We start from the raw sequence: 24519 nt of genomic DNA, 5'->3' as shown, positions 1-24519 counted from the left end.
GCAAGGCGGCTGAAAAAGCGAGTCATCGACCATGACCCGGCTGTAGGCATTCGATCAAACCGGTTGCACTGCGGCGCGCCAGGGCATCGGCATGCAATGGGGGCCTGCTCCAGGCCCCTTGAATATCAGAGATGCCATGACTGTGCAGGTCATGGCTTCACAGCAATCGCCACTGTGTGACTGGGCGCTCTTCTTCTCATGTGCGAAGACCCGAGCGGCCGCCACCTCGGAAGGCCGCCCGGGATTGTCAGGCTTCCACCTTGAGGGAGGCCATGTCGATGACGAAGCGGTACTTCACATCGCTCTTGAGCATCCGTTCATAGGCATCGTTGATATCTTGCATGGCAATCACTTCCACATCCGACACTATGTCGTGTTGGCCGCAGAAATCGAGCATCTCCTGAGTCGCAGCCATACCACCAATCATGGAAGCCGCTACCGCCTTGCCGCCGATCACCAGGGGCATGCTGTCCAGGGCCGGTTCGAGCGGGCCAAGATAACCCACCAGCACCAGAGACCCCTTGAAACGCAGGGTGGGAATGTAGGCATTGAGATCGTGCACATAGGGCACGGTATCGACGATGAGGTGGAAGTGACCCGCAACCTGAGCCATCTGGGCGGCATCGGTCGAGATGACGACCCTGTCGGCGCCGAGCCGATGGGCATCCTCTTCCTTGCCGGGCGAGCGGGTAAACAGCGTCACTTCGGCACCCATCGCCTTGGCCAGCTTGATGGCCATATGGCCGAGACCGCCGAGTCCCACGACGGCGACCCGGCTGCCGGGGCCGATGTCGGCGTTTTTCAGGGGTGACCAGGTCGTGATGCCGGCGCACAGCAGCGGCGCCGCCCCCTGCAAGGCGAGGTTATCGGGAATGCGCACGACGAATCCCTCCTTGACCACGACCTTCTCGGAATAACCGCCTTGGGTCAGGCTGCCATCGATACGGTCGGGGGCGCCGTAGGTGTAGGTTGCTGTCTCGCTGCAGTGTTGCTCATGGCCCTCTTCGCACGCCTCGCAATGACCGCAGGCGTCCACCATGCAGCCGACCCCGACCCGATCGCCAACCTTGAATCTGCTGACCTGGCTGCCGATGGCAACCACCCGGCCGATGATTTCATGGCCCGGCACTATGGGATAGCGGGTCCAGCCCCAGTCATTGCGGGCGGTGTGCAGATCCGAATGGCAGACGCCGCAGTAGAGAATGTCGATCTCCACATCATCGGGGCGTGGCAGTCGGCGAGTGATGGGATGAAGTGCCAGCGGTGCCGTGGCCGAGGCGGCCGCATATGCGTTGACGGATTTAATCATGGTGTTCTCTCCGATGGGGTGGCAACAGTTGCCGGGGTATCTCTGTGCAACGCAGGGGCTGCACGGCGTCTTGAACGGGTTGAGTCACGGGATCGGAACCTCATCCGTTCACCTGGGAGGGGTGCAGCCGCTTGCCGCTGCCGACCACCAGCGTGGCCACCATCAACAGGGCGGCGCTGCCAATCAAGGTGGCGCCTATGGTGTAGTGATCGAGCAGCCAGCCACCGATGCCAGCCCCCAGCATGATGGAGAGCTGGATGGCGGCAACGATGAGGCCGCCGCCACTCTCGGGGGCATCGTGGATCCCCCGGGCTATCCAGGCTGACCAGGCAACCGGAATGGCGGCATTGATGGCACCCCACAGGGTCAGCATCAGCGCGACGCCCCAGAAGGAGTGCTGCATGGCGAGCAGGCCAAGGGTGATGAGTGCAAGCATCATGGGCAGCCACCGCAGCAGCCGATAGAGGTGACGATGCAGGGTGGCGCTGGCCACAGTGGTGCCCACGAATCCGGCCATTCCCAGTGCCAGCAGCAGGGAGGAGAGTTCCGGCAGGCTGGTTTGGGTACGCGTCTCCAGAAACGGTCGGAAGTAGGTAAACGCACAGAAGGCGCCAGCAAAGGTGAGCATGACGCCGAGCATGGCCATCGCCACATTGGGTCGCTTGAGCAGCCCCAGAACCGGATCAGCACTGTGCTTGCTTCGCATCGAGGGCAGGCTGACGGCCATCCACAGCAGGTTCAGCACCACCAGCGGAGTAAGCAGCCAGAACACGCCCCGCCAGCCGATGATGCTACCCAGATAACTGCCGAGCGGAGCGGCAAAGGCGGTCGCGACGGCATTGCCGGTGTACATGAGGCCGAGGGCCCTAGGCACCGAGTCGGGGGACACCAGCCTCATGATGGTGGCGGTGGCCAGTGCCCAGAATCCACCGACCACCACGCCCAGCAGGGCCCGGGCCAGCATCAGCAGCGCAAAGTTGGGGCTCAGTGCGATCAGGATCAGGGAGAGCAGCATCACCAGTGCCAATACCATCAGCACATGACGCCGCTCATGGTGGGCGCAGACCCGGGTGACCAGCAGGCTGGCGACGACGGCGAAGAGACCCGAGATGGAGATGGCAAGGCCCGCCTGGCCATCGCTGGCACCGAGATCGCTGGCGATCGGGGTCAACAGGCTGACCGGCATAAACTCGGCGGCGATCAGCAGAGCCACGCAGAGGGACATGGCCCCCACGGCCCCCCAATGTTCTTGTACTGCGGGGAGGGATTCGACAGCGGCATGATGAGTCTTCATTTTACGACCTGATATTGAAGGATGGAGGTGCGTCATTTGACGGCTTCAATGGTGAGGGTGCCCGAAGGCTGGGCGGTCAAGGCATCCAGACCCGATGTAAGGCGTCCCAGTCGGATGAGGCCGCTCGAGTAACCGAAGTCCCGGTAGTAGATCGCCAGATTGCCCCAGGGTGCGTAGTAAGCGATGTCTCCGACTTGCGGGTCTATCCCCTCTGGCGCCGCCTGAGTCGTCAGCTTGCGCGGCAGGTAGGCAATTTTCTCCGTCTGCGCGTACTCCTCCAGTGCCAGGGTCAGGGGGAACTGGGAGAAAAAGTCCCGGGCGCTCGGCGTATCGTCGAGCGTCGCCACGGCCGTGCGGCCATTGATGGTCATCTTGATGCGCATGTTGTCTTGTCCGTTGAGGCTGAGGGTGACGTTTTGAGCGAACTCCTGCTGCCACCAGGCCGTGGTGTCGGGGAGGCTAGCCATGGCGAGGGGTTGGCCGATTCGTGGTGTCAGCAAGCGATAGGGCTTGCCGTCGCTGGCAAGGCTGATCCGATCCAGCGGCGCCATCCAAGGGTGGTTGGCCAGGGCAAATTTGCCCAGATGAGCTGGCATCAGGGCACGGGCTTGCAGATCCTCTGCTGCCTTGGCAGCTTCCTCCGGTGTCATGTGGATCAGTGGCCAGCGCGGGTCGTATTGCCCCATGTCCAGCACGGCCAGGTCGATTGGCCCCAGGCGCCGGCCGATATCGGCAAAGTGGCGACCGTAGCCGCTGTCACCGCTGAAGAACAGGGTTTGCCGGGCACTCTTAAGGGCGAAGGCGACCCAGAGCGTCTGGTTCTTCTTAAACAGTCGCCCGGAGTAATGACGTGCAGGCAAGAGATGGATGGTCAGTTCGGGATCCAGTTGCAGGGGGCTGTTCCAATCCGCCTAATGGATGCGGGCCTGTGGGTAGCCAAAGCGCTCCAGATGAGCGCCGACACCGAGTCCGCTGACCACCGCCTTGACCCTGGGCAGCAGTGCCTTCAGGGTTGGGTAGTCGAGATGATCCCAGTGATCGTGGGTGATCAGCAGGTAGTCAATGTCGGGGAAATCCCCGGCGCTATACGGATTACTGCCTGCAAAAGCTTCATTGGCATAGGGCAGGGGGGCAGCATTGTCACTAAAGACGGGATCAATCAGGATGCGCTTGCCCGCCAACTGGACGTAATAGGAGGAGTGTCCGAGCCAGATCACCAGATCCGCATGGCGGTCGAGACGGTGAAGGTCGGTCTTGACGGCAATGAGGGGGGTGGTGGGAGTCAGATCTTTGGCAGGATTCAGCCACCCCGACAGGATGATCGAGAGGGTACTGCTGTCACCGGTCAGTACAGGTGTGGGCTCTAGATTCTGAAATTCACCGCCTCGGTAATGGGGTGAGCGGGTGATGGCATCAAGGTGTGCGCCTGAAGGGATTGCCCCCATCTGCGGTTGCCCGATAAAGAGCATGGCCGCGACGGCCAGTGCCGCCGCGATCAACAGCAAGGCCGGCAGTATGGTGCGTGTTTTAGTGGTCATTGCCGATCTCCCGACATCAGCTTTCGTGCAGCAGACACGTCATGTGACACCGCATCCGATGGAAAACGCGCGGCGGTATGGCCCGCCGCGTGCTTGGTCTTTACTTCAGGTTGGTCTTGAAGAACTGCTCAAACTGACCAAAGGGGATCTTGCCTGCCACGTTATCGTAGAGATCCACATGGTTGGCGCCCGGTACCACGACCAGTTCTTTTTGCTGACTTCCCACGGCCTTGAAGGCATCTTCGGCAAAGTAGCGCGAGTGGGCGTTCTCGCCGGTGACTACAAGCGTAGGAATCGTGATCTCGCTGGCATAGCTCAACAGCGGCATGTTCATAAACGACAGCGGCATGGTGGTGGTCCAGGCACCGTTAGAGTTCACCGAACGCGCATGGAAACCGCGCGGGACACGGTAGTAATCGAAGAACACCTTGAGGACCGGATGCGGATTGTCCGGCAGGGCCTCTGGCAGGGTCCGGCTGGCTGCCGTGACCTTACCCTTCTGATCGACATAGAGATCGTGATTGCTATGGGCAAAAGAGCCACTTTCTGCGTCTTGCCAGCGTTGTTCGTTCAGGTGTTTCAATATGGCGCGGCGATCGGCAGTGGTGTAACGATCCTTGCCATCGCCCACCCCATGCCCCATGGCTCGACTCATGTCATACATCACGCTGGTCGCCACGGCTTTGACGCGAGTATCGGCGGCGGCGGCATTGAGGGCCATACCACCCCAGCCGCAGATCCCCAGCAGACCGATCCGGGTACGGTCCACCTCCCCTTGCAGGCCAAGGAAATCGACGGCGGCACTGAAATCTTCGGTGTTGATGTCGGGTGAGGCCACATCGCGCGGTTGGCCGCCGCTTTCGCCGGTGTAGGAGGGGTCAAACGCCAGAGTGACGAACCCGCGCTCGGCCAGGGTTTGGGCATAGAGGCCGCTCGACTGCTCCTTCACCGCGCCAAAGGGGCCGCCCAGGGCAATGGCCGCCAGCTTGGCGTTTCCCCGGTTCTTCGGCAGATAGAGGTCAGCGACCAGGGTGATGCCATAACGGTTCTTGAAGGTCACCTTGCGATGCTCGACTTTGTCGCTCTGGGCAAAGGTCTTGTCCCATTGGGTCACCATGGAGACGGGTTCAGTGGGATTGGCAGTTTGGGCATGGCTCATGGTGGAGACTCCGGTCAATGCGGCGCCCAGCAGCAGGGCAGACGCGATAGCGGTCAGCTTCTTGGGGATAACATTCATGGTAAAGCTCCTTGAAATCGGATTTCTGATTCGTGGTCCTGAGGGTGGTTTGATGGTGTTGTGAACCATGAGCTGCATTCTAGTTAGAACTATTGATGATGATTAGATCGGGTTTTTTGATAACATTGATGCGCTTGTGTTCTTAATTAGGGCGTCCAATGGACGTTGAACAAACTCTGGCTGGCTGAAAAATGTGGGTGGAACAAGATGACAAGCCGCGAGAATTACAACGATCTCCACGTCTTCATGCTGGTTGCCCGGGAAGGCAGCTTTACCCGTGCGGCTGCCAGGCTGGGGCTGGCCCAGTCCGGGATCAGTCGTACCATCCGGGATCTCGAGGCCAGGCTCGGGGTGCAACTGCTGGTGCGCACCACCCGCAGCCTGTCACTGACCCAGGCTGGCGAGCAGTTATACCGCACGGCACAAAGCGGCTTTCAGTCTCTGGATGCGGGGCTCGCCACCCTAGCCCATTTTCGCGACATCCCTTCCGGCACTGTGCGGATCAACGCCAGTCAGCACGCCATCGACAAGGTGCTGCTGCCCAAGCTGGCCCTCTTCAGGCAACACTATCCGGATATCCGGCTGGAACTCATCAGCGAGAGCCGCTTCGTGAACATCATCGATGAGCGCTTCGATGCCGGCGTGCGGCTGGGGGGGGAGGTGGACGAAGGAATGGTGGCCGTGCGCATCACCCCGGATATGGAGATGGTGATGGTGGCGACGCCGGATCACTTTCTGCAATACGGCTTTCCGCAGACACTGGCCGAGCTGGCGGTGCATCCCTGCATTGCCTATCAGTTTGCCGATGGCAGCCTCTATCAGTGGGAGCTGTGGCAGGAGGGCAAACTGGTCAAGCATAGGCCAGAGGGGCAGTGGGTCTTCTCCGACAGCTACATGGAAGCGGCGGCAGCAAGAATGGGGTTGGGATTGGCCTATGTCCCTGAGGAGCTGGTCGCCGATGAACTGGTGCGCGGAACCCTGATCCGGGTGTTGCAGCGGTTCAGCCACCGCCTGGATGGCCTCTATCTTTACTACCCCCATCGCAACGTGTCGCCCGCCTTGAGAGCCCTCATCGACACGCTGAAACTGTGAGGAGAGAAGCCAGATGCCTTGGCATATGGCGCCGACAGGGTGAACGCCATGATGCCTCAACCCTGCTCGCAGGATGGACTCGGGCACTGATGGCGACATCGCCCATCAGGGCGTTTTTGGACAAATACCAGAGGAAACAAACTCCTGGTCAGGGGCAAGGCCCCTGGATAGGCGCAGGATTCAGGCCAAGTTCAGCGCTACCCCGGTATGGTGCTCGGCGTCGATGGGAGGCAACGAATGGCAAGCGAGGTGGCAGCAGGTTGAGCCCTGCCCGTTTCTCTTCAAGCCCACCAAGACGCTGAGGGACGGCGGCATGGGGTGACATCCTGACTCGGGCTTGGTCTCACGGACGACGTCCCTTTTCTGCCGCGACGAGCGGCCGTCCCCATGCCGGTCCATGATCTCTTTCTGCCGCACCGGCGGCCCCCCATTCTCATGCCGTTCAGGAGGATATATGACCGAATGCCATCTGCCCAAGTGCAACCCCGCCTCTCTCATTCGCCAGATAGGGATAGGTCTGGCGGCCGGCGCCCTCTGCTTGCTGATGTTGAGCTATGTGAGCCCTGCTCGACAGAGCGCGCCCGAGACGGCCCCCGCGCCAGCAGAAACCTCCTCGCTCCAATCCCGGACGAGCGGCGCCGCGGCAACCGCCCGCCAAGGGGATGAGGCGAGCTTCCCCCTGCCTGCGCTGACGGCCGGGGCTGATGGAGAGAAAGGGGAGGGGATGACAGCCGGGTTGACAGTCACCCCCATGATGGGCGAGCCGAGTGCGGCCGTCTTTACAGCGCCGCAAGAGATAGCGGCGCAAGAACAGGTGGCCCATCAGCCGCCCATGGGGATACCGGCGAGCCTCCCCCCAGCAGCTCCTCAGCCTGTGGCCAAGGATCCCGTCCCCTCTTCGCCTGGGCCCAAGCCCGCTGCCAAACCGGCGCCCACGTCCGATAGCAAGCCCGAGATAAAGCCTGCGGCCAAGGCGCAAGCCACGGCGCCCGGCAAGGTGAGCCTGACGCCGGCCAAGGTCCTGCAACAGAAGAACGACAACCACCTCAGCGTTCAACTGATGGGGTCCCGCAGCCTGGCGGCCATAGAGCAGTTTGTGCTCGCCAACCGGCTCGCTGGCCAGGTGTGGGTCTATCAGACCCTGTTCAACGGCAGCCCCTGGTACGTAGTGCTGAAGGGGGAGTATGCCGGCATGAGCCAGGCCCAGGCGGCCATTCGCACGCTGTCGCCAGCCCTGCAGAAGGCGGATCCCTGGCCCAAGTCATTCGCCCAGGTGAAGCGCGAATTGCAGCAGTAGCCCTGCTGCCTGGATGACGGGGCTCAGCCCTTGCGGCTGGCGAGCTGGCGCAGCAGCTGGGTACTCTGGTGCAAGCTCTGCTGCTGCACCTCGCTCAGGGGGCACTGCTTGAGCACGTATTCGGCGCTGGCCACCACCGTCTTCCAGCGCGGCGCCTTGGGCAGGGTGTCCAGGCTCAGGTATTTGTCGAGGGTGCGGGTCTGGGGGCTGGATCTGTCCATGTAGACGCGCCACAGCTTGCTCTTCTCCGCCAGCACTATCTTGCCCTTGCCGGTGCTCTGCTGCCAGGTATCCAGGGTGAGGCGCATGGTGTCCACCAGAGCCCGGCGCAGGGGCTCGTCATCCTGCTGGCGAATGAGGTTGTCCGCGAGCGATCTGAACTCGCCTCCCAGCCGGCTCAGTTCCCCCAGCAACTGGCCATCTTCGATGATGGCCTGGCGTGACAGGCTCTTGAGGGCGTTCTCCAGCGCCATCACCCTGTTGTCATCCTGGCGCTGCTCGGTGCTGAGGGTGAGGGCGAAGGCGTGCTGACCCCCCAGGCTGATGGGCAGGGCCCGGGCATTAAGCCCATCCTTCTGGCCCGCCACCAGGAAGCTCAGATCCTGCTCCGGCCGCGCCGCCATGTCGGGCCACTGGCTCGCCAGCGGGGTCGCCAGCCACTCGTCGAGGGGCAAGCCTTCCATGGCTTCCGGCTCCTGGCCCAGCAAGCGGGCCAGGGCGCGGGAGGCAAACAGCACCACACCCTGCTCGTCGATGAAGACCATGGGATCGGCCCCTTCCCCGAGCAGCGCCAGCAGCCGCTCCTGATCCTGATGCAGCTGGGCCTGCAGGCGCAGGCGGTGCTCTATCTCCTGCTTGAGCAGGTGATTTTCCACCAGGGAGGCACGGCCGGCGCTGGCCTCCAGCAGGGCCCTGACCCGGGCAAACAGCTCCTCCTTGCAGAAGGGTTTCACCAGATAGTCGTTGGCCCCGGCGTTGAAGCCCTCTTCGATGTCCTTGGGCTGGTTGAGGGCGGTGAGCAGCAGCACCGGCAACTTGTCCTTGGGATGCTGCTGGCGCAGGCGGCGGCAGACGTCGAAACCAGACAGGGTCGGCATCATCACATCCAGCAGTATTAGGTCCACCGGCTCCTGGGCCAGCTTGGCCAGGGCGTCGTGGCCGTCGCTGCTCGGCAGTATGCGATAGCCGCAGGGCTGCAGCAGGTGGCGCAGTATGTGCAGATTGATGGGCTCGTCATCCACCACCAGGATGAGGGGCGCGCCTGGTGGGGGTGGGGGCAGATCGTCGCTCTCCCAGTCCGGCAGTATGAGGGGCTGTTGGCGCACCAGCTGGTGCTCTATCTGGCGGCTGTCCAGGGTCAGGCTACCCGCCTTGCCGCTGGCAAGGGGCAGGGTGAAGGCGAAGGTGGAGCCGACGCTCGGCTCGCTCTCCACGAAGAGCTCACCCCCCATCAGGTGCACCAGCTGGCGGGTGATGGAAAGCCCGAGCCCAGCCCCCTGCTTGCTCACTTCCGGGCTCATCTGCACCAGGGGTTCGAAGATGTGCTCCAGATGGTCCTTGGCAATGCCGATGCCGGTGTCTGTCACCCTGATGCGCAGGAAGTTGCCCTCCACTAGGGCGCTCAGCACCACCTTGCCCTGGGGCGTGTACTTGATGGCGTTGCCCACCAGGTTGTAGAGCACCTGTTCGAGGCGCTGCTCGTCCGCCAGCACCGGCGGCAGCTCCGCCGGGCTTATGTCCACCAGGGTGAGGGGCTTGGCCTGCACCAGGTGCTGGCAGAGATCCAGCACCAGCCGGATCACCCCCTTGGAGGATACGGGCTGAGGATGGATCTCCAGCTGGCCGTAGCGCATCTGGTGGTAGTCGAGCAGATCGTCCACCAGCCGGGCCAGGCCATCGGCGCTCTTGATGATGAGGCCGAGCTGTTTCTGCTGGCCCTCGGTGAGATCCTGCTGGCTGGCGAGCATGGACTCGGCCATCCCCTTGATGCCGTGGATGGGGGTGCGCAGCTCGTGGGAGGTGTTGGCCAGTAGTTCGTCTTTGAGCTTGTCCGCCTGCTGCAGGCTGAGGTTCTGCTTGTGGGTCAGCTTGACCTGCTGTTGCAGCTCCTGGGTCTGGCGTTCGATGAGCTCTATCTTGTCTTTCACCGAGCGCTGCATGTGACGGAATGCCTGGGCCAGCCGGTCGATGTCGTCGTCGGTGCGGGGAATGGTGATGGGGTGCTCCAGGGCGCCATCCGCCACCTGCTCGGCGGCGGCGGTGAGGGAGCGCAGCGGCGCCGTGATGGAGTGGGAGAGCCAGCGCGAGAACAGGATCAGCAGCAGCAGGGATCCCGCCCCCAGCAGGATCACCAGCGTCTCCAGCTGGCGTATGGGGGCATAGGCCTCGCTGGTGGAGACCTCGGCGATGAAGGCCCACTCGGTGTCGAATACCTTGACCTGGGTGTAGGCGGCCAGCACCTCGTCATCGTGATAGGAGAGGAAGGGGCCGACCCCCTGCTCGCCGGAGAGGGCCTTGATGACGAGCGGCGTCTGCAACGGCCGGAAGTTGGGGCTGAAGCTGTTCTCCACGCTGAATTCGGGGGCCAGCCAGGCGTTGGCGCGCATCCGCTTGTCCGGGCCTATGAGGATGGTCTCGCCGGTCTCGCCGAGCCCCTCCCGCTCCGCCATGATCTGGTTGAGCTTGTCCGGCAGCAGCTCGAAGATCACCACGCCGCGCACATAGTCGTATTGCATCACGGGGGCGGCCAGATAGGCGACCACCTGGCCGGTCAGCTCGTTGCGGCCAAAGTCGGTGAACTCGAAGATCTGCTGGGGTTTCTGGCCGCCGTCGAGGCGACGCTTGATCTTGGCGAAGGTGTTGCCAAGGCCGCTGGCCTGATAGGGGCCGGAGAGCAGGTTGGTGGCGAAGTTAGGGTGCTTGGTGACCGAGTAGACAACGTCACCGTTGAGATCCACCAGAAAGATGTCGCTGTAGTTGGACTTGCGCACCATGTCGGCGTAGCCGCGGTGAAAGCGCTGGTGCACCCGGCCATACATCTCGTCTGCCAGGATCAGGGCGCTGATGGAGGGCTCGATCTCCACCTGGCTGTCCGGTTGTTGCAGCTTGTCCCAGGAGCCGGGCACATAGCGGGCCTGGGCACGGGCGCGGGCCTCCTGGGGCGTGGTGCCGAGCTTTTCGAAGGCCCCGGTGAAACCGTAGAAGCGACCGATACTGTTGCCGGCAAAGTCCTGCTGGGAGAAGTTGATGATCTGCTCTTTGAGGTTGCCGAAGTAGTCTTCCAGCTGGCTCTTCTTGATGTTGCGCACCGAGACCAGGTGGTTGGAAGTCTGGGTGGTGAGGTCCTTGCCGTGGCTGTAGAGGAAAAACAGGGTGACGACCAGGAAGGGCACCAGGCCCAACATGAAGAAAGCCAGCATCAGCTGCGGTCTGAGCCCACGAGGCCTGAAGATCCATTTCATTGTGTGATTTTCAATTGAGAATCCAGTTACTAAGCGCAGTGAGTTTCTGACTAAAGACTAACTATTTCAATGGCTTTATCTTAAATTCGCTCGTCGGGTCACAGGGAGTGGCGGGAATTTTGAGCAAGGCGTTTAAAGCCTGAGCAAACGCTCCGGAAAAGCGCGCAAAGTCATAAAAAAGGGTTGTGCCCGGGCTCGGGGTACGTATAATGCGCCTCGTTGTCAGGCAACTGGCATCAGGCAGTCAGGCGGGAATAGCTCAGTTGGTAGAGCACGACCTTGCCAAGGTCGGGGTCGCGAGTTCGAGTCTCGTTTCCCGCTCCAATTTTCCATCGCACCAACGGTGGATATCACTTTCAAGACAATCAGTCTTGTCAGCATGGCGCGTTAGCAAAGCGGTTATGCAGCGGATTGCAAATCCGTTTAGTCCGGTTCGACTCCGGAACGTGCCTCCATCTTCTTCAGTTTCACTCTTGTTCCATGCCCTGTTTCATCCCGGAAACGTGTTTCGGCATATCCCCTTGCGTTCAATATCCTTGCTGATTCAATAACAGCTCGCATCCCTGCTTGCGCCACTCTCTTTGCAGATAGTGACTTATCTCGTCGAGGGATTGCCCCCGATATTGAAGTTGCAGCTCGGCGGCGTGGCCGGTCAGATCGGCCATCTTCTGCTTCAGCTGACCGCACTGCCACAGGCTGACGACGGGCACTCCCTGGTACGCCAGCGTGATGGCGTCATCCCGATTGAGTCGCCACTCCTGCCACTGTGACCAGGCGAGCAGACCCAGCACGCTCAGGACAGCAACATCTGCCAGTTTCATGTGCTTCTCCCCCCATTCATCTGCCCATGTTCTAACTCTTGCCCAAGGCGTGGTTTTTGCCAGCCTTGTTACTCTTTGGTTAAATAATGTAACCCAGTTTCACTTTCTGGTTTTTAGGCGGTTTTTTTATAAAAAAAGGGGCTTGTTGGTGTAGTAATCCTACAGCTTGTGGAGTAATCTTTGCTCAGTGGTCTTACCAGTGAGGCGTTAAATCATGTTTCATCCCTTCTCCCTGACTCAGATAATCCTTCGCCGCATCTTCGTACTGATGGTGGGTCTGCTCGCCTTCCCGGTGATGCTGTTTCGCCGCGATCGCGCCCGCTTCTACAGCTACCTGCACCGGATCTGGAACAAGACCAGCACCAAACCGGTGTGGCTCAAGATGAGCGAGCGGGGCGAGCGGATCTTCTACTGATCCCCTGCCCACAATGAAAAAAGACAGCCCAGGCTGTCTTTTTTTATGGCCGGCCCCCGGCATGGGCCTCTTTCCCGCATGGCTGAGAAGTCAGCCCCTGGCTTGCACCAGGGCGGGATTCCACCGCGCTTATCCTCACCCAACGCCTCTCTCTTTCCCCTTCACACCCGCGACTGCCCCGATGGCGCCCCGTCATGCCTCCCGGCCGAGTTCGGCCAGCGCCGCGCGCAGGCGGGCTAGGCCTATAGGCTTGAACAGGCAGTCGTTCATGCCGGCGGCCAGGCAGAGCTCCCGCTCGCGAGGCAAGGCGTGGGCGGTAAAGCCCCAGACCGGCAGCTCATGGCCACGGGCACGCAGGTTGCGCGTCAGTTCGAAGCCGTCCATCACCGGCATCTGGCAGTCGGTGATGACGAGGTCGAAGGGGTGGCTGCCGACGGCGCGCAGGGCCTCCAGCCCGTTGCTGCGCACGCTCACCTCGTGTCCCAGGTGCTTGAGCTGCTGGCGCAGCAGGATCTGGTTGGCATGGTTGTCATCCACCACCAGTATCCGCAGCCGGGGCCCTGGCTCCCGGGGAGGGAGGGGGGCCGTCACCTGCGGGAGATCCGGGGTGGCCAGGGTCAGGGGCAGTTTTATCTCGAGGCGGGTCCCCCGTCCTGTCTCGCTGTCGATGCCTATCTCTCCTCCCATCATCTGGCACAGGATGCGGGTCAGGTTCAGGCCAAGGCCGCTGCCCGGGTACTGCTCGGGGGAGTGTGCACGGTAGAAGGGGGTGAACAGCTGGGGCAGCTTGTCCGCCGGGATGCCGACCCCGGTATCTGCGATGACCAGGTGCAGCACGGGGGCCAGCAGGGGGTCTCCCGCCAGGGTGGCGCTGATGCTCACCTCGCCCTGCTCCGTGAACTTGATGGCGTTGCCGATCAGGTTGAAGAGGATCTGGCGCAGTCGAAGGGAATCGATCAGCACAGTCGGCAGGGGGGCGCCGGGCAGCTCGACGCTATAGGCCACCCCCTTTTGCCCGGCCATGCCCCCGAACACCCGGGTGACCGACAGCAGCAGCGGCGTCAGTTCGCAGGGGGTCGGGGTCAGGGTCATCTGGCCCGCCTCTATGCTGGCGATATCCAGGGTATCCCCGAGCAGATCCAGCAGACCGTTCGCCGAGTCTGCGGCGATGCGCAGCAGCTCGGCGCTGTGACGACTGAGGGCGGGATCCTCGGTGGCGAGCTCCAGCATACCGAGGATGGCGTTCATGGGGGTGCGGATCTCGTGACTCATGGTGGCGAGAAAGTCGCTCTTGGCCCGGCTCGCGCTGTCGGCCTGCAGCTTGGCCTGGCGCAGGGCCTCCTCCAGCTGCTTGCGGTCCGTGATGTCGATCCAGCCGTCGATCACCCCGCTGATGACCCCCTCGGCATCGAAGTAGGGCACCATCCAGTGATAGATGTGGGTCTGGCTCCCTTCGCGATTGAAAATCCGATCGGCAAAGATGGGCTGGCCATGCTGCAGCACCTTCGCAAAGTCCTGCTCCAGGGTTGAGATGCTCCGGGAGTCGATCAGCCCTTCCAATCCCTGAGCGAAGGGCTGGCCCATGACCTCTTCCGGGCGGGCTCCTAGCTGGGCCAGGTATTTGCTGTTGCACAACAATACCTTGCCGCTCTTGTCCCGCACCACTATGGGGTGGGGCTGACTCTCCCCGAGCGCCTTGATGAACCTCACGTGGGCCTCCAACTGCTGGCGGGATGCCTGCTCGGCGCGGGCCAGCCGCTTGAGCATGAGGTTGCGATAGAGCAGCACCAGGGCCAGGGCGAGGAGCACCGCAAACAACAGGTAGAAGGCGTGGGCGTGGCGCTCGATGAAGCCGGGCACCGGCAGTTTGCGGTTGCGCCACTCGTAGCTCGTCATGGCCAGCTCGTTTGGCGGGATGGCGAGCAGGGTCTTGTCGAGGATATTCATCAGCATCTCGTTGCCGGGCTGGCTGGCAAAGCCCATCCGGATGGGCTCGTCATCGGCGGGCCCCGCGATGCGCAGCCGGGTTCGCGGATCATTGTCCAGGGCGTGGCGGGCAAAATAGAGCGGCACTATGGCGGCATCCAGCCTGCCCCCCTCGACGGCCTGCATCGCCTCCTCGGCGCTCTCCATGATGGTGAGACTGCTGCCCTCCAGCTGATCGGCGAGCGGGGTGTAGCGGGTCATTCCCACGCGCTTGCCCGTCAGACTCCGCAGCGAGTCCATGCTCTCCTCGCCCTGATGGGTGAGGATCACGTAGATGTCGTCCGTGGCATAGGGAACCGAGGGGCGCAGGCCATAGCGCTCGGCCACGGGCCGGGAGATGGCACCGATGAGATCGAGGCGCCCCGAGCGGATGGCCTTGTCCCGCTGCCGGTCGGAGTCGAAGCGGATGAACTCGAAGGAGAGGCCGGTGCGCTTGCTCACCTTGGCCAGCATGTCGACCGTCATGCCGGTGAGCTGGCCGTCGTGATCCATGGCGCCATAGGGGTAGAGGTTGTCCATCAGCCACACCTTGATGGGGGGAGACTGGCGCATCCAGGCCAGCTCGGCGGCGTCATAGCGCTCGCTCGCGCTGTCATTCATGTCACGTATGGGCCCGTTCCACTGGCTGAAGATGGCATTGCGGGTTCCGTCGTCGATGGCCTCCAGGCCGTGGTTGATGAGGCCGAGCAGGGCCGGTACGCGGGCGGAGACCGCGAAGCGAAAGTCGGCCGGTGCCAGGCTGGGTTGTGCCTCGCCGCGCTGCCTGAGGTGGTCGAAGCGCTCGCTGTTGAGGTAGTGCATGGCGTGGGTGTCGCTGAGCAGTATCTCCTGGCGGCCGAAGAAGACGGCGTCGAAGGCCTCCATGTTGGAGGGATGGGTCACCAGGGTGAGGGTGGGGTAGTAGAGCATGAACCTCTGGGTATCAATCTGCCCCGCTACGGCGGCGACGCGCTGGCCCGGTGCCAGCAGGGGGTCCTGATAGGGTTTGGGGGTCGAGAAGACCAGGGTGCTGCTGAAGTAGGGGTTGCTCAGACGGATCTTGGAGGCCTCGGTGTCCGCCAGGGTCAGGTTGCCGAGGTTGACCAGATCGATCTCTCCCCGGCGCAGGGCGAGCAGGGCGCTCTCCTTGTCGGCGAAGAGGTGCAGTGACAGGGGCTTTTGCAGTAGATGGGCGAGGATGCCGAGGTAATCGGCGGAGATCCCCTCGAACCTGTGTTTTGAGACGATCATGCTGAAGGGGCGATAATCCTCTGCGAGGAGGCCGACCCGCAGTTGCCTTGCCTGCCGCAACCAGCCCTGCTCGGCCTTGGACCAGCGGGGAGGGGCTATCTCGGGGTCGTGACGGCTGTGCAGCGTCAGCGCCAGCGCAGGCTGGATGAACAGCAGACAGAGCAGGATCAGTGATCGATAGAGGTTCATCATGCCACCTGGAACGGGACAGCCATCCTTGCCGGGTCTGGGCCAAAGGCGGCCATTCTACCGGAAAATGGCTATAACGAGTCCCTTATTTGGCCGCAGCCAGCATGAAAGGCACAAAGATGGCGGCGTGAGCCGCCATCCGTACCCAGGGGTTGCCGGGATCAACCGAACCTGTAGGCACCCATGTAGAGGCTGCCATAGTCCCAGCTCTGGTGCAGCCTGGTCGGCCTGTCGCTTCCCGCCGCCCCGAGCGCCACGAACAGCGGACGCAGGTGATCGTCATGGGGATGGGATTCCACGGCGCCAGGGGCCCGGGCCCGATAATCTTCCAGCGCCGCCCTGTCACCCTGATCCATGGTCTGCTCCAGCCAGTGCACGAAATCGCTCGCCCAGCGGGGCACAGGGCTGTCGTCCGGCCCGAGCGCCCTCAGGTTGTGGGTGATGGCGCCGGAGGCGAGGATGGCGATGCCCTGCGCACGCAGGCCCTGCAGCGCCTCCCCCAGTTGCCACAGCTGGGCCGGGGTGAAGCCGGCCGGGATGGAGAGCTGCACCAGAGGGAGTTCGCTCTGGGGATCCATCAGGGAGAGGGGCGACCAGACCCCGTGATCCAGCTCGCGGTGTACCGCAGTGGCGGGCAGGCCCGCCAGCAGCAGCTGATCGCCCACCGCCTCCTGCAGCCACTGGGGGCTCTTGGCCGGCCAGCGGATTTGATAGAGGGGTTCGGGGAAGCCGTAGAAGTCGTACATCAAGGCCGGGTTCGGCTCGACGTTGAGCTGCAGCTCGCTGCGGCTGAACCAGTGGGCCGAGAGAACCACCAGCCCCCTGATACCCTCAAGGCGCAGCTGTTTCAGGAATTGGGTGGCAGGCTGATCCCGCAGCACCAGATCCGGGGCGCCGTGAGAGATAAACCAGACGGGGGCGATAGCCATGACAGACTCCATATGCGTTGTGCCGATGCGTGCTGCGCACCGAAAACCCGAGGTCAGGGCGACATGCCGCTGACGATGTGGTCATTATCTGCCCCAATGGTTGGGTTAACAATCAGGCTTTATGGATAAGCACCGTTCACTTTTGGTTAATAGTCTGAGCTGCAAGGGCGAACGAAATGGCGCAGAAACGACAAAGCCGGCGCACTGAGCCGGCTTTGTCGTCAAGGCCCGTCGGGCGGCGGCAGCTTACTGGATACCCAGCAGTTCCACGTCGAAGATCAGCACCGAGCCAGGTGGAATTTTACCAGCGGCACGGTCGCCGTAGGCCAGGTTGGCGGGGATGTAGAAGCGGGTCTTCTCCCCTTCCACCATCAGCTGCACCCCTTCGGTCCAGCCCTTGATCACCTGATTGAGGCCAAACTCGATGGGCTCGCCGCGGGCGACCGAGCTGTCGAATACGGTGCCGTCCAGCAGCTTGCCCTCGTAGTGCACCTTCACCTTGCTGGTGGCGGTGGGGTGAACAGTGCCGCTGCCCTGGGTCAGCACTTCGTACTGCAGGCCGGAGGCCGTGGTGGTCACCAGGGGCTTCTCCTTGTTGCTGGCGAGGAACTCGGCGCCCTTGCGCACGTTCTCTTCGGCCAGTTTCTTGTTGTTGCTGCTGGAGTAGAAGTAGTAGGCCACCCCGGCGACGAGCAAGGCTATCAGAATGAATTTCATCGGTTTTCCTATTCCCTGAAATGCAAAGAGTGCAATGAGAACGGCATCTTATCCCAGTCGGGGAGGGAGGGCGAGTGGGACGCAGGAGGATGTGACGGGGCTGACAGAGGACGAGGGGGCCAGAACCTGGCCCCCTCGTCTCATGTGGCGGATTACTTCACCGCCACCATCATCAGGGCGGGCAGGGCGAAGAAGAGCCCGGCCACATAGCCCAGCGCCAGCAGCTTGTTCTCGCTGCCCACCCGGGCCAGGGTCTCGGCGGCCTTGATGGGCAGCTCCCGCAGGAAGGGGACCCCGTAGATGAGCACCACGGCAAACAGGTTGAACAGCACGTGGACCAGGGCTATGGTCAGCGCCAGCTGGGCACCGGCACCGCTGATGGCGGTGGCGGCCAGCAGGGCTGTGATGGTGGTGCCTATGTTGGCCCCCAGGGTGAAGGGGTAGAGCTGGCGGGTGTTGAAGACACCGCCGCCGGCCAGGGGGATCATCAGGCTGGTGGTGGTGGAGGAGGACTGCACCATCACAGTCACCAGGGTGCCGGATGCGATGCCGGTGAGCGGGCCACGGCCCAGGGCCTTGTGCAGCAGCTCCTTGGCACGGCCCACCATGACCTGTTGCAGCACCTTGCCGAGGCTGGTGACGCAACCCAGGATCAGCAGTATGCCGATGACTATGGTGGCGATGGCAGGGCCCTTGCCCGGCAGGAAGGCGACGGCACCGTCGATGAGATCCAGGGACGGGGAGATGAGGGGTTTCATGAAGTCCATCCCCTTCATCGACATGTCGGCGGAGCCCAGCAGCAGGCCGGAGATCCACTCAGCGCTTTGCTGCAGCAGGCCGAACATCAGTTCCAGCGGCAGGAAGATGAAGACCGCCAGCAGGTTGAAGAAATCGTGTACCGTGGCGGCGGCGAAGGCGCGGCGAAACTCTTCCCTGTCCCGGATGTGACCGAGGGAGACTATGGTGTTGGTGATGGTGGTGCCGAGGTTGGCCCCCATCACCATGGGGATGGCCATCTCCATGGGCAGGCCACCGGCCACCAGGCCGACGATCACCGAGGTGACCGTGCTGGAGGACTGCACCAGGGCGGTGGCCAGGATGCCGAGCAGCAGGGCAACGAAGGGGTTGTTGGCGAAAGCGAAGATCTGGGCCGCGCCCTCGGCGCCGCCGGAGAAGCCCTTGAAGCCGTGGGAGACTGCGCCAACGGCGACCAGGATCAGGTAGATCAGCGTGATCACCGCGAGCCAGTTGAACAGGGGGCCGGGACGACGGATCTGCTGGGGTGCGGAAGATGCGGTGCTGTGCATATGGCCTCTTGGGGTCGTTCTGCGTTGAAATGGACGGGCGCATTACAACAAGGCTCCATGACAGAAATATGACAAAGTGACACTTTTATGATGTTTTGGTGACAGTGAGCCTCCGGTGGATCTCTGCCGTGCATTTGTTCTGTTAAATTTTATTATTATGGTGGATTGAACTGGTGTTTCGGTGGGTTGCGTTAGAAATTGACGCGTGCAGGGCGAGATGACAGGGGTTCAGGTAACACTCTCCTCCCCGCAGGGGTAGACTGTCTGGTCATGTTATTAGCAATGGTGAGTCAGTCATGATCATGAAACCTTGGTCCCTTCTCCTCTTTCCCTTGGCCCTGCTCTCTCTGCCGTCCCAGGCGAACCCCCTCTCTTCCGGTTGCAGCGCCGAACAGGTCGCGATCGGTTCTGCCGTCAACAGTGCGACCGGGGTGAACAGTCGCTGCTCGGCGGCGAGTGCCAAGCAGCGGGTAGACAATGTCGTCAATGATCCCGCTGACTATGCCAAGCGCAAGGCGGCCCAGGCCACCGGGGTGGACGAGGCTTACAACAAGGCGCGCAACACCAAGGCGCGGGTCGAGAACGCGGTGGATGACCCCGCCGACTACGCCAAACGCAAGGCGGCTCAGGCCACCGGGGTGGACGAGACCTACAACAAGGCGCGCAATACCAAGTCGCGGGTCGAAAACGCGGTGAATGATCCGGCGCAGGCGGCGGGCAGGGCTGTGCTGCGTAAAACGGGCGTCTACTGAGCATCTGCTCGCCAGCGACATGGCGGCGCAATCGGCCAGGTCAGGATAAAAAGAGGGGAGCAGCTAGCTCCCCTCTTTCTTTTGGTGACTGGACTTACTGGCCGTCGGCCGTTTCCTCGTACTGACGGAAGGGGATGCGGAACACCGCCAGGCGCAGGAAGAGGTAGGTAACCCCGATCCCCGCCCAGATAAGGCCAAGCTCCAGGGAGCTCTGCTCCAGGTTGATCCAGAGCGCGCCTATGGTGGCGGCCCCCAGCAGCGGCAGCACCAGGAACAGCAGGTGATCCTTCAGGCTCTTGTTGCGCTTCTCGCGTACCCAGAACTGGCCGATGACCGACAGGTTGACGAAGGTGAAGGCCACCAGGGCGCCGAAGTTCACCAGCGCCAGCGCCATGTCCAGATCGAACGACACCGCGGAGAGGGCCAGGGCCCCCACCAGCAGCACGTTGATGGCCGGGGTGCGCCAGGTGGGGTGGATATAGCCGAACACCCGCTCCGGGATCATGCGATCGCGCCCCATCACGTAGAGGATGCGCGACACGCCGGCGTGGGCCGCCATGCCGGAGGCGAGCACGGCCGCCGTGGTGCACACCAGTACCACGCTCTGGAACAGGGTGCCGCCGACGTAGAGGGCGATCTCCGGCAGCACGGCGTCCGGCTCCTTGAAGCGGGCCAGGTCCGGGAAGAAGAGCTGCAGACTGTAGGAGACGGTGACGAAGATGATGCCGCCGATGAGCGCTGTCAGCACTATGGCGCGCGGGATCACCTTGCCGGCGTTCGGGGTCTCTTCCGACAGCGAACTCAGGCCGTCGAAGCCGAGGAAGGAGAAGCAGAGAATGGTGGCGCCGGTGAACAGCGGCAGCATGCCGGCGGACTCCAGGTGGAAGGGGCGGCTGCTCAGCAGGGTGCCGGTTCCTTCGCCGTGCAGCAGTCCCCAGGCGATGAGGCCGAGGAAGGTGAGGATGATGGCAACCTGGATAAACACGATGAAGCCGTTGAGGTTGGCCACCAGCTTGATGCCGCGCAGGTTCAGGAAGGTCATCACTGTCACCAGGCCGAAGATGAAGATCCAGGGATCGACGTTCGGGAACATGGCGGTCAGATAGATCTTGGCCAGCAAGATGTTGATCATCGGCATGAACATGTAGTCGAGCAGGGAAGACCAGCCCACCATGAAGCCCACATAGGGGTGGAACACCTTCTGGGCATAGGTGTAGGCGGAGCCTGCGGACGGGAAGCGGCGCACCAGGTGGCCGTAGCTGAAGGCGGTCAGCAGGATGCCGCCGAGCGCCAGCAGGTAGGCGGTAGCGACCCGGCCCTCGGTGATGTCACCGACGATGGCGAAGGTGTCGAACACGGCCATGGGGGTCAGATAGGCCAGGCCCATCACCACCACTTGCCACATGCTGAGGGTTTTTATCAGACGAACGGGTTGCTGGCTCACTCAGGCTTCCTCCTTGCACGGCAGGCAGGAGGTGGAATGGCGTGAGGCCATGGGACTGGTTTCTCGCATCCGCAGCGGATCGGTATGCAAACCACAGACGTTGGTCGCGCGGCGACCAAAGCAGGTTCCGGCGACAACCGGAGACAAAGCCAATAAGAGCCCCATGTTTTTCCTCATTGCGGCATTAGGTCCATCTGAACCTAGATATCATTTCCGGAGTGGTTCCGGCCTCGAAGTAGACACTTGTTTTCAAAATGAAAAATAACCGATGTGAGGATCACATCGGTTATTCAAATCGGCGCGCATTTTGCCCCAGATGGGGGGGGATGACAAGCCAGGATCGGCATTCCCGGCAAGAGAATGCATAAGGACAGGGTTTACATCAATAAACCACGCCTATTCCGGTGTCGACGGCAGGGGTGCCAGCCCGCTGCTGGCAAGGCTTTGCGCCGGTTGGCTCGGCAGCGAGACGCGCCAGACGGTGGTGCGCAAAAACAGGTAAATTCCGCCGATGGCGGCCCAGATCAGCCCCAGCATCAGGGAGGTCTGCTCCAGGTTGAGCCAGAGTATGGCCACTGTCCCGGCTCCGAGCAGGGGCAGCACCAGGTATTGCAGGCGATCCTGCCAGGTTTTGTTGCGCCCCTGACGCAGGTAGTAGCAGGAGATCACCGACAGGTTGACCACGGTGAAGGCCACCAGGGCGCCGAAGTTGATCAGCGCCAGGGCGATCTCCAGATCGAAGCTGATGGCCGACAAGGCCAGCAGGCCCACCAGCAGTATGTTGAACACCGGGGTGCGCCACTTGGGATGGATATAGCCAAAGGTGCGCTGGGGCAGCACCTTGTCCCGTCCCATCACGTAGAGGATGCGGGAGACCCCGGCGTGGGAGGAGAGCCCCGAGGCCAGCACAGCCACGCAGGCGCAGACCAGCACCACGCTCTGGAACAGCTTGCCGCCGACATAGAGGGCGATCTCCGGCAGCACGGCGTCCGGCGCCTTGAAGCGGGAGGCATCCGGGAAGTAGAGCTGCAGGGCATAGGCCACCACCACGAAGATGAGGCCGCCAAGCAGGGCGGTCAGGATGATGGCTTTGGGGATCACCTTGCCGGCCTCCGGGGTCTCCTCGGAGAGGGCGCTCAGGCTGTCGAAGCCGAGGAAGGAGAAGCAGAGGATGGTGGCCCCGGTCAGCAGCGGCAAGATCTCTGTGCTGCTGCTGTAGATGGGCTGCAGGCTGAGGGTGCCGACCCCTTCCCCCTGATAGACCCCATGAGCGATCAGGCCGAGGAAGACCAGCATGATGGCCACCTGGATGAAGATGATGAGGCCGTTGAGGTTAGCCACCAGATCGATGCCGCGCAGGTTGATGGCGGTCATCAGCACCGTCATGCCGAGGATGAAGATCCAGGGCTCGACGCCGGGGAAGAGGGCGCTCAGATAGATCTTGGCCAGCAGCATGTTGATCATCGGCAGGAAGATGTAGTCGAGCAGGGAGGACCAGCCCACCATGAAGCCCACCACGGGGGAGAACTCCCGCTGGGCATAGGTGTAGGCCGAGCCCGCGATCGGGTAGTGACGCACCATCTTGCTGTAGCTGGAGGCGGTGAACAGCACCCCGACCAGGGCCAGCAGGTAGGCGGTGGTGACATGACCCTGGGTGATGTCGGTGACGATGCCGAAGGTATCGAACACCACCATGGGGGTCATGTAGGCCAGGCCCATCACGACCACTTGCCACAGGGTCAGGGTTTGTTTCAGTCGCGCGGGGCGTGGGGCCATGGGGCCTGTCTCCTAAGAATGCAGTGGTGAAGGGCCCGCCTGCCGGGCAGGGATAGGGCCCCATGACAGGGTGAGGGGTCACAGAGGGAGCCAACTGCTCCTGCCATCATTTTTGGGGGCGAGATGATACCGTATAAGCAGGCCATCCGCGATGGACGGCCTGTCGTTATCTGACGATATTGTTCGTGCCAGCTAGAAACGCGGGCACTAGCCCTGACTGGCGGCGGCCAGCGCCTGCTCCAGCAGGTCGAGTCCCTCGTCGATCAGCGCCGGGGAGGTGGTGAGGGGGGCGAGGAAGCGGATGACGTTGGCACGCACGCCGCAGGCCAGCAGCACCAGGCCCCGTTTGCCTGCCTCTGCCACCAGCCGTTTGGTGAGATCCGGGTCCGGTTTGGTGGCATCGCGCCCCTTGACCAGCTCCATGGCCACCATGGCGCCGGGGCCGCGGATGTTGCCTATGCTGTCAAACCGCTCCGCCAGCTGGTGCAGGCGCGCCTTGATCTGCTCCCCCTGCACCAGGGCCTGCTGGTTCAGGCGCTCCTCTTCGATCACTTCCAGCACCGCCAGGGCGGCGGCGCAGGCGATGGGGGAGCCCGCATAGGTGCCACCCAGGCCACCGGGTTTGGCGGCATTCATCACCTCGCTCTTGCCCACCACGGCGGAGAGCGGGAAGCCACCGGCCAGGCTCTTGGCCAGCGTCATGATGTCCGGCTCGACGCCGCTGTATTCGGTGGCGAAGGTCTTGCCGGTGCGACAGAAACCTGTCTGGATCTCGTCGCAGATGAGCAGTATGCCGTGCTGATCGCAGATCTTGCGCAGCGCTTGCAGGAAGCTCGGGGAGGCGACATAGAAGCCCCCTTCACCCTGCACCGGCTCTATGATGATGGCGGCCACCCGGGCCGGCTCAATGTCGGCGCTGAAGCAGAGATCCAGTGCCCCCAGGGCATCGGCCTCGCTCACCCCCAGGTAGTCGGCCGGGAAGGGCAGGTGATAGACCTCCCCCGGGAAGGGGCCGAAGCCGGTCTTGTAGGGCACTACCTTGCCGGTGAGCGCCATCCCCATCATGGTGCGGCCGTGGAAGCCGCCCTTGAAGGCGATGGTGCCGCTGCGGCCGGTGTGGGCGCGGGCTATCTTGATGGCGTTCTCCACCGCCTCGGCACCGGTGGAGAGGAAGAGGGTACGCTTGGGGGTCGGGCCCGGCACCAGGGCGTTGAGCTTCTCGGCAAGTTCGATATAGCCCGGGTAGGGGGTGACCTGGAAGCAGGTGTGGCTGAACTTCTCGAGCTGCTCGCGCACGGCGGCGACCACCTTGGGGTGGTTGTGGCCGGTGTTGAGCACGGCGATGCCGGAGGCAAAGTCGATGTAACGGTTGCCCTCCACGTCCCACAGCTCGGCGTTTTTCGCCCGGTCGATGAAGACCGGCAGCAGAGTGCCGACGCCCTGTACCACGGCCGCTTCGCGGCGCGCTTGCCACGCCTGGTTTGAATGCTGTTCTGACTGACTCATCTTTCCTCCCTGAGGGGCATGGACCCCTGATATTCCTGTGCAATCTGCTCATCGATTGAACCGCGCACTGCCATCTGGCAGGGCGGCATGTCTGGTGCGGGACGCGGGTGGCGTACCGCAGGGCGCCATCGAGGCTCTCGTGAGGCCGAGCTGGCGCCCATATCTATCTATAAAAGCGATGGACGGGTGTCAGAGGCATCTTTTTAAGCGATGCCTCTG

At 62.6% G+C, this 24519-nt stretch carries 16 protein-coding genes, 2 tRNA genes and 1 pseudogene; 6 read left to right on the top strand and 13 right to left on the bottom strand.

What is annotated here, in order from left to right; genetic code table 11:
- Positions 1-247 precede the first annotated feature (247 nt).
- The 4 genes and pseudogenes from AB5Y91_RS17395 to AB5Y91_RS17380 all read right to left on the bottom strand — a co-directional run bounded on the left by AB5Y91_RS17395 (position 248) and on the right by AB5Y91_RS17380 (position 5378).
- The gene (locus tag AB5Y91_RS17395; protein WP_368170381.1) at positions 248-1309 is read right to left on the bottom strand and encodes an NAD(P)-dependent alcohol dehydrogenase; all 1062 of its coding nucleotides are present in this window, start codon (positions 1307-1309) and stop codon (positions 248-250) included.
- A gap of 100 nt (positions 1310-1409) precedes the next feature.
- A complete protein-coding gene (locus tag AB5Y91_RS17390) occupies positions 1410-2603 on the bottom strand; it encodes an MFS transporter (RefSeq protein ID WP_368170380.1) in 1194 nt (397 codons plus the stop codon).
- A gap of 32 nt (positions 2604-2635) precedes the next feature.
- Positions 2636-4048 (bottom strand): annotated as a pseudogene (locus AB5Y91_RS17385) (cyclophilin-like fold protein).
- Between the two features lie 193 nt (positions 4049-4241).
- Positions 4242-5378: an alpha/beta hydrolase gene (locus AB5Y91_RS17380; protein ID WP_368170379.1), complete on the bottom strand. Its 1137-nt coding sequence runs from the start codon at positions 5376-5378 to the stop codon at positions 4242-4244.
- A gap of 207 nt (positions 5379-5585) precedes the next feature.
- Between AB5Y91_RS17380 and AB5Y91_RS17375 the strand changes: the two genes are divergently transcribed.
- Both AB5Y91_RS17375 and AB5Y91_RS17370 read left to right on the top strand, forming a co-directional pair.
- Positions 5586-6470: a LysR family transcriptional regulator gene (locus AB5Y91_RS17375; RefSeq protein WP_111910013.1), complete on the top strand. Its 885-nt coding sequence runs from the start codon at positions 5586-5588 to the stop codon at positions 6468-6470.
- Positions 6471-6924: 454 nt separating this feature from the next.
- The gene (locus AB5Y91_RS17370) at positions 6925-7767 is read left to right on the top strand and encodes an SPOR domain-containing protein (protein ID WP_368170378.1); all 843 of its coding nucleotides are present in this window, start codon (positions 6925-6927) and stop codon (positions 7765-7767) included.
- 23 nt (positions 7768-7790) lie between these two features.
- On the opposite strand, the gene AB5Y91_RS17365 is transcribed toward AB5Y91_RS17370, so the two are convergent.
- Positions 7791-11228, bottom strand: coding sequence for an ATP-binding protein (locus AB5Y91_RS17365; protein ID WP_368170377.1), 3438 nt, complete (start codon positions 11226-11228; stop codon positions 7791-7793).
- 248 nt (positions 11229-11476) lie between these two features.
- Between AB5Y91_RS17365 and AB5Y91_RS17360 the strand changes: the two genes are divergently transcribed.
- Positions 11477-11552: transfer RNA gene (locus AB5Y91_RS17360), tRNA-Gly, on the top strand.
- 57 nt (positions 11553-11609) lie between these two features.
- Positions 11610-11683, top strand: a tRNA-Cys gene (locus tag AB5Y91_RS17355).
- Between the two features lie 72 nt (positions 11684-11755).
- Here the strand turns inward: AB5Y91_RS17355 and AB5Y91_RS17350 are convergent.
- Positions 11756-12049 carry a hypothetical protein gene (locus AB5Y91_RS17350; protein WP_368170376.1) on the bottom strand — a complete coding sequence of 98 codons (294 nt, stop codon included), beginning with the start codon at positions 12047-12049 and terminating at the stop codon, positions 11756-11758.
- A 214-nt stretch (positions 12050-12263) separates the two neighbouring features.
- On the opposite strand from AB5Y91_RS17350, the gene AB5Y91_RS17345 reads away from it, so the two are divergent.
- Entirely contained in the window at positions 12264-12464 is a 201-nt protein-coding gene (locus tag AB5Y91_RS17345; RefSeq protein WP_025327782.1) for a YbfA family protein, read from the top strand.
- A gap of 192 nt (positions 12465-12656) precedes the next feature.
- On the opposite strand, the gene AB5Y91_RS17340 is transcribed toward AB5Y91_RS17345, so the two are convergent.
- The 4 genes from AB5Y91_RS17340 to AB5Y91_RS17325 form a co-directional block, all read right to left on the bottom strand.
- Positions 12657-15869, bottom strand: coding sequence for a transporter substrate-binding domain-containing protein (locus AB5Y91_RS17340; RefSeq protein ID WP_368170375.1), 3213 nt, complete (start codon positions 15867-15869; stop codon positions 12657-12659).
- Positions 15870-16030: 161 nt separating this feature from the next.
- A complete protein-coding gene (locus AB5Y91_RS17335; protein ID WP_368170374.1) occupies positions 16031-16798 on the bottom strand; it encodes a class III extradiol ring-cleavage dioxygenase in 768 nt (255 codons plus the stop codon).
- Between the two features lie 246 nt (positions 16799-17044).
- Positions 17045-17515: an FKBP-type peptidyl-prolyl cis-trans isomerase gene (locus AB5Y91_RS17330; protein ID WP_106886177.1), complete on the bottom strand. Its 471-nt coding sequence runs from the start codon at positions 17513-17515 to the stop codon at positions 17045-17047.
- 152 nt (positions 17516-17667) lie between these two features.
- Positions 17668-18822 carry a Na/Pi cotransporter family protein gene (locus AB5Y91_RS17325; RefSeq protein ID WP_368170373.1) on the bottom strand — a complete coding sequence of 385 codons (1155 nt, stop codon included), beginning with the start codon at positions 18820-18822 and terminating at the stop codon, positions 17668-17670.
- A gap of 296 nt (positions 18823-19118) precedes the next feature.
- Between AB5Y91_RS17325 and AB5Y91_RS17320 the strand changes: the two genes are divergently transcribed.
- On the top strand, positions 19119-19574 hold the full coding sequence (locus AB5Y91_RS17320; RefSeq protein WP_290071627.1) for a hypothetical protein: 456 nt from the start codon (positions 19119-19121) through the stop codon (positions 19572-19574).
- A gap of 94 nt (positions 19575-19668) precedes the next feature.
- Here AB5Y91_RS17320 and AB5Y91_RS17315 read toward each other — a convergent pair whose 3' ends face one another.
- The 3 genes from AB5Y91_RS17315 to gabT form a co-directional block, all read right to left on the bottom strand.
- Entirely contained in the window at positions 19669-21018 is a 1350-nt protein-coding gene (locus AB5Y91_RS17315; RefSeq protein WP_162520059.1) for an APC family permease, read from the bottom strand.
- A gap of 396 nt (positions 21019-21414) precedes the next feature.
- Positions 21415-22794, bottom strand: a complete 1380-nt coding sequence (locus tag AB5Y91_RS17310; RefSeq protein ID WP_106886180.1) for an APC family permease — start codon at positions 22792-22794, stop codon at positions 21415-21417.
- A 207-nt stretch (positions 22795-23001) separates the two neighbouring features.
- A complete protein-coding gene (gene gabT / locus AB5Y91_RS17305) occupies positions 23002-24300 on the bottom strand; it encodes a 4-aminobutyrate--2-oxoglutarate transaminase (RefSeq protein WP_368170372.1) in 1299 nt (432 codons plus the stop codon).
- Positions 24301-24519 lie beyond the last annotated feature (219 nt).

The sequence above is a fragment of the Aeromonas sp. R4-3 genome (genome assembly GCF_040908275.1).
In the GTDB taxonomy this organism is placed as follows: Bacteria; Pseudomonadota; Gammaproteobacteria; order Enterobacterales; family Aeromonadaceae; genus Aeromonas; species Aeromonas rivipollensis.
Note: the sequence above shows the minus strand (reverse complement) of the source record. Positions and strands in the feature narration are given on the sequence as shown.

What these genes read in the sequence shown, in the direction of transcription:
- AB5Y91_RS17395 (WP_368170381.1), bottom strand. Translation starts at nt 1,309, where the DNA reads ATGATTAAATCCGTCAACGCATATGCGGCCGCCTCGGCCACGGCACCG.
- AB5Y91_RS17390 (WP_368170380.1), bottom strand. Translation starts at nt 2,603, where the DNA reads ATGAAGACTCATCATGCCGCTGTCGAATCCCTCCCCGCAGTACAAGAA.
- AB5Y91_RS17380 (WP_368170379.1), bottom strand. Translation starts at nt 5,378, where the DNA reads ATGAATGTTATCCCCAAGAAGCTGACCGCTATCGCGTCTGCCCTGCTG.
- AB5Y91_RS17375 (WP_111910013.1), top strand. Translation starts at nt 5,586, where the DNA reads ATGACAAGCCGCGAGAATTACAACGATCTCCACGTCTTCATGCTGGTT.
- AB5Y91_RS17370 (WP_368170378.1), top strand. Translation starts at nt 6,925, where the DNA reads ATGACCGAATGCCATCTGCCCAAGTGCAACCCCGCCTCTCTCATTCGC.
- AB5Y91_RS17365 (WP_368170377.1), bottom strand. Translation starts at nt 11,228, where the DNA reads ATGAAATGGATCTTCAGGCCTCGTGGGCTCAGACCGCAGCTGATGCTG.
- AB5Y91_RS17350 (WP_368170376.1), bottom strand. Translation starts at nt 12,049, where the DNA reads ATGAAACTGGCAGATGTTGCTGTCCTGAGCGTGCTGGGTCTGCTCGCC.
- AB5Y91_RS17345 (WP_025327782.1), top strand. Translation starts at nt 12,264, where the DNA reads ATGTTTCATCCCTTCTCCCTGACTCAGATAATCCTTCGCCGCATCTTC.
- AB5Y91_RS17340 (WP_368170375.1), bottom strand. Translation starts at nt 15,869, where the DNA reads ATGAACCTCTATCGATCACTGATCCTGCTCTGTCTGCTGTTCATCCAG.
- AB5Y91_RS17335 (WP_368170374.1), bottom strand. Translation starts at nt 16,798, where the DNA reads ATGGCTATCGCCCCCGTCTGGTTTATCTCTCACGGCGCCCCGGATCTG.
- AB5Y91_RS17330 (WP_106886177.1), bottom strand. Translation starts at nt 17,515, where the DNA reads ATGAAATTCATTCTGATAGCCTTGCTCGTCGCCGGGGTGGCCTACTAC.
- AB5Y91_RS17325 (WP_368170373.1), bottom strand. Translation starts at nt 18,822, where the DNA reads ATGCACAGCACCGCATCTTCCGCACCCCAGCAGATCCGTCGTCCCGGC.
- AB5Y91_RS17320 (WP_290071627.1), top strand. Translation starts at nt 19,119, where the DNA reads ATGATCATGAAACCTTGGTCCCTTCTCCTCTTTCCCTTGGCCCTGCTC.
- AB5Y91_RS17310 (WP_106886180.1), bottom strand. Translation starts at nt 22,794, where the DNA reads ATGGCCCCACGCCCCGCGCGACTGAAACAAACCCTGACCCTGTGGCAA.
- gabT (WP_368170372.1), bottom strand. Translation starts at nt 24,300, where the DNA reads ATGAGTCAGTCAGAACAGCATTCAAACCAGGCGTGGCAAGCGCGCCGC.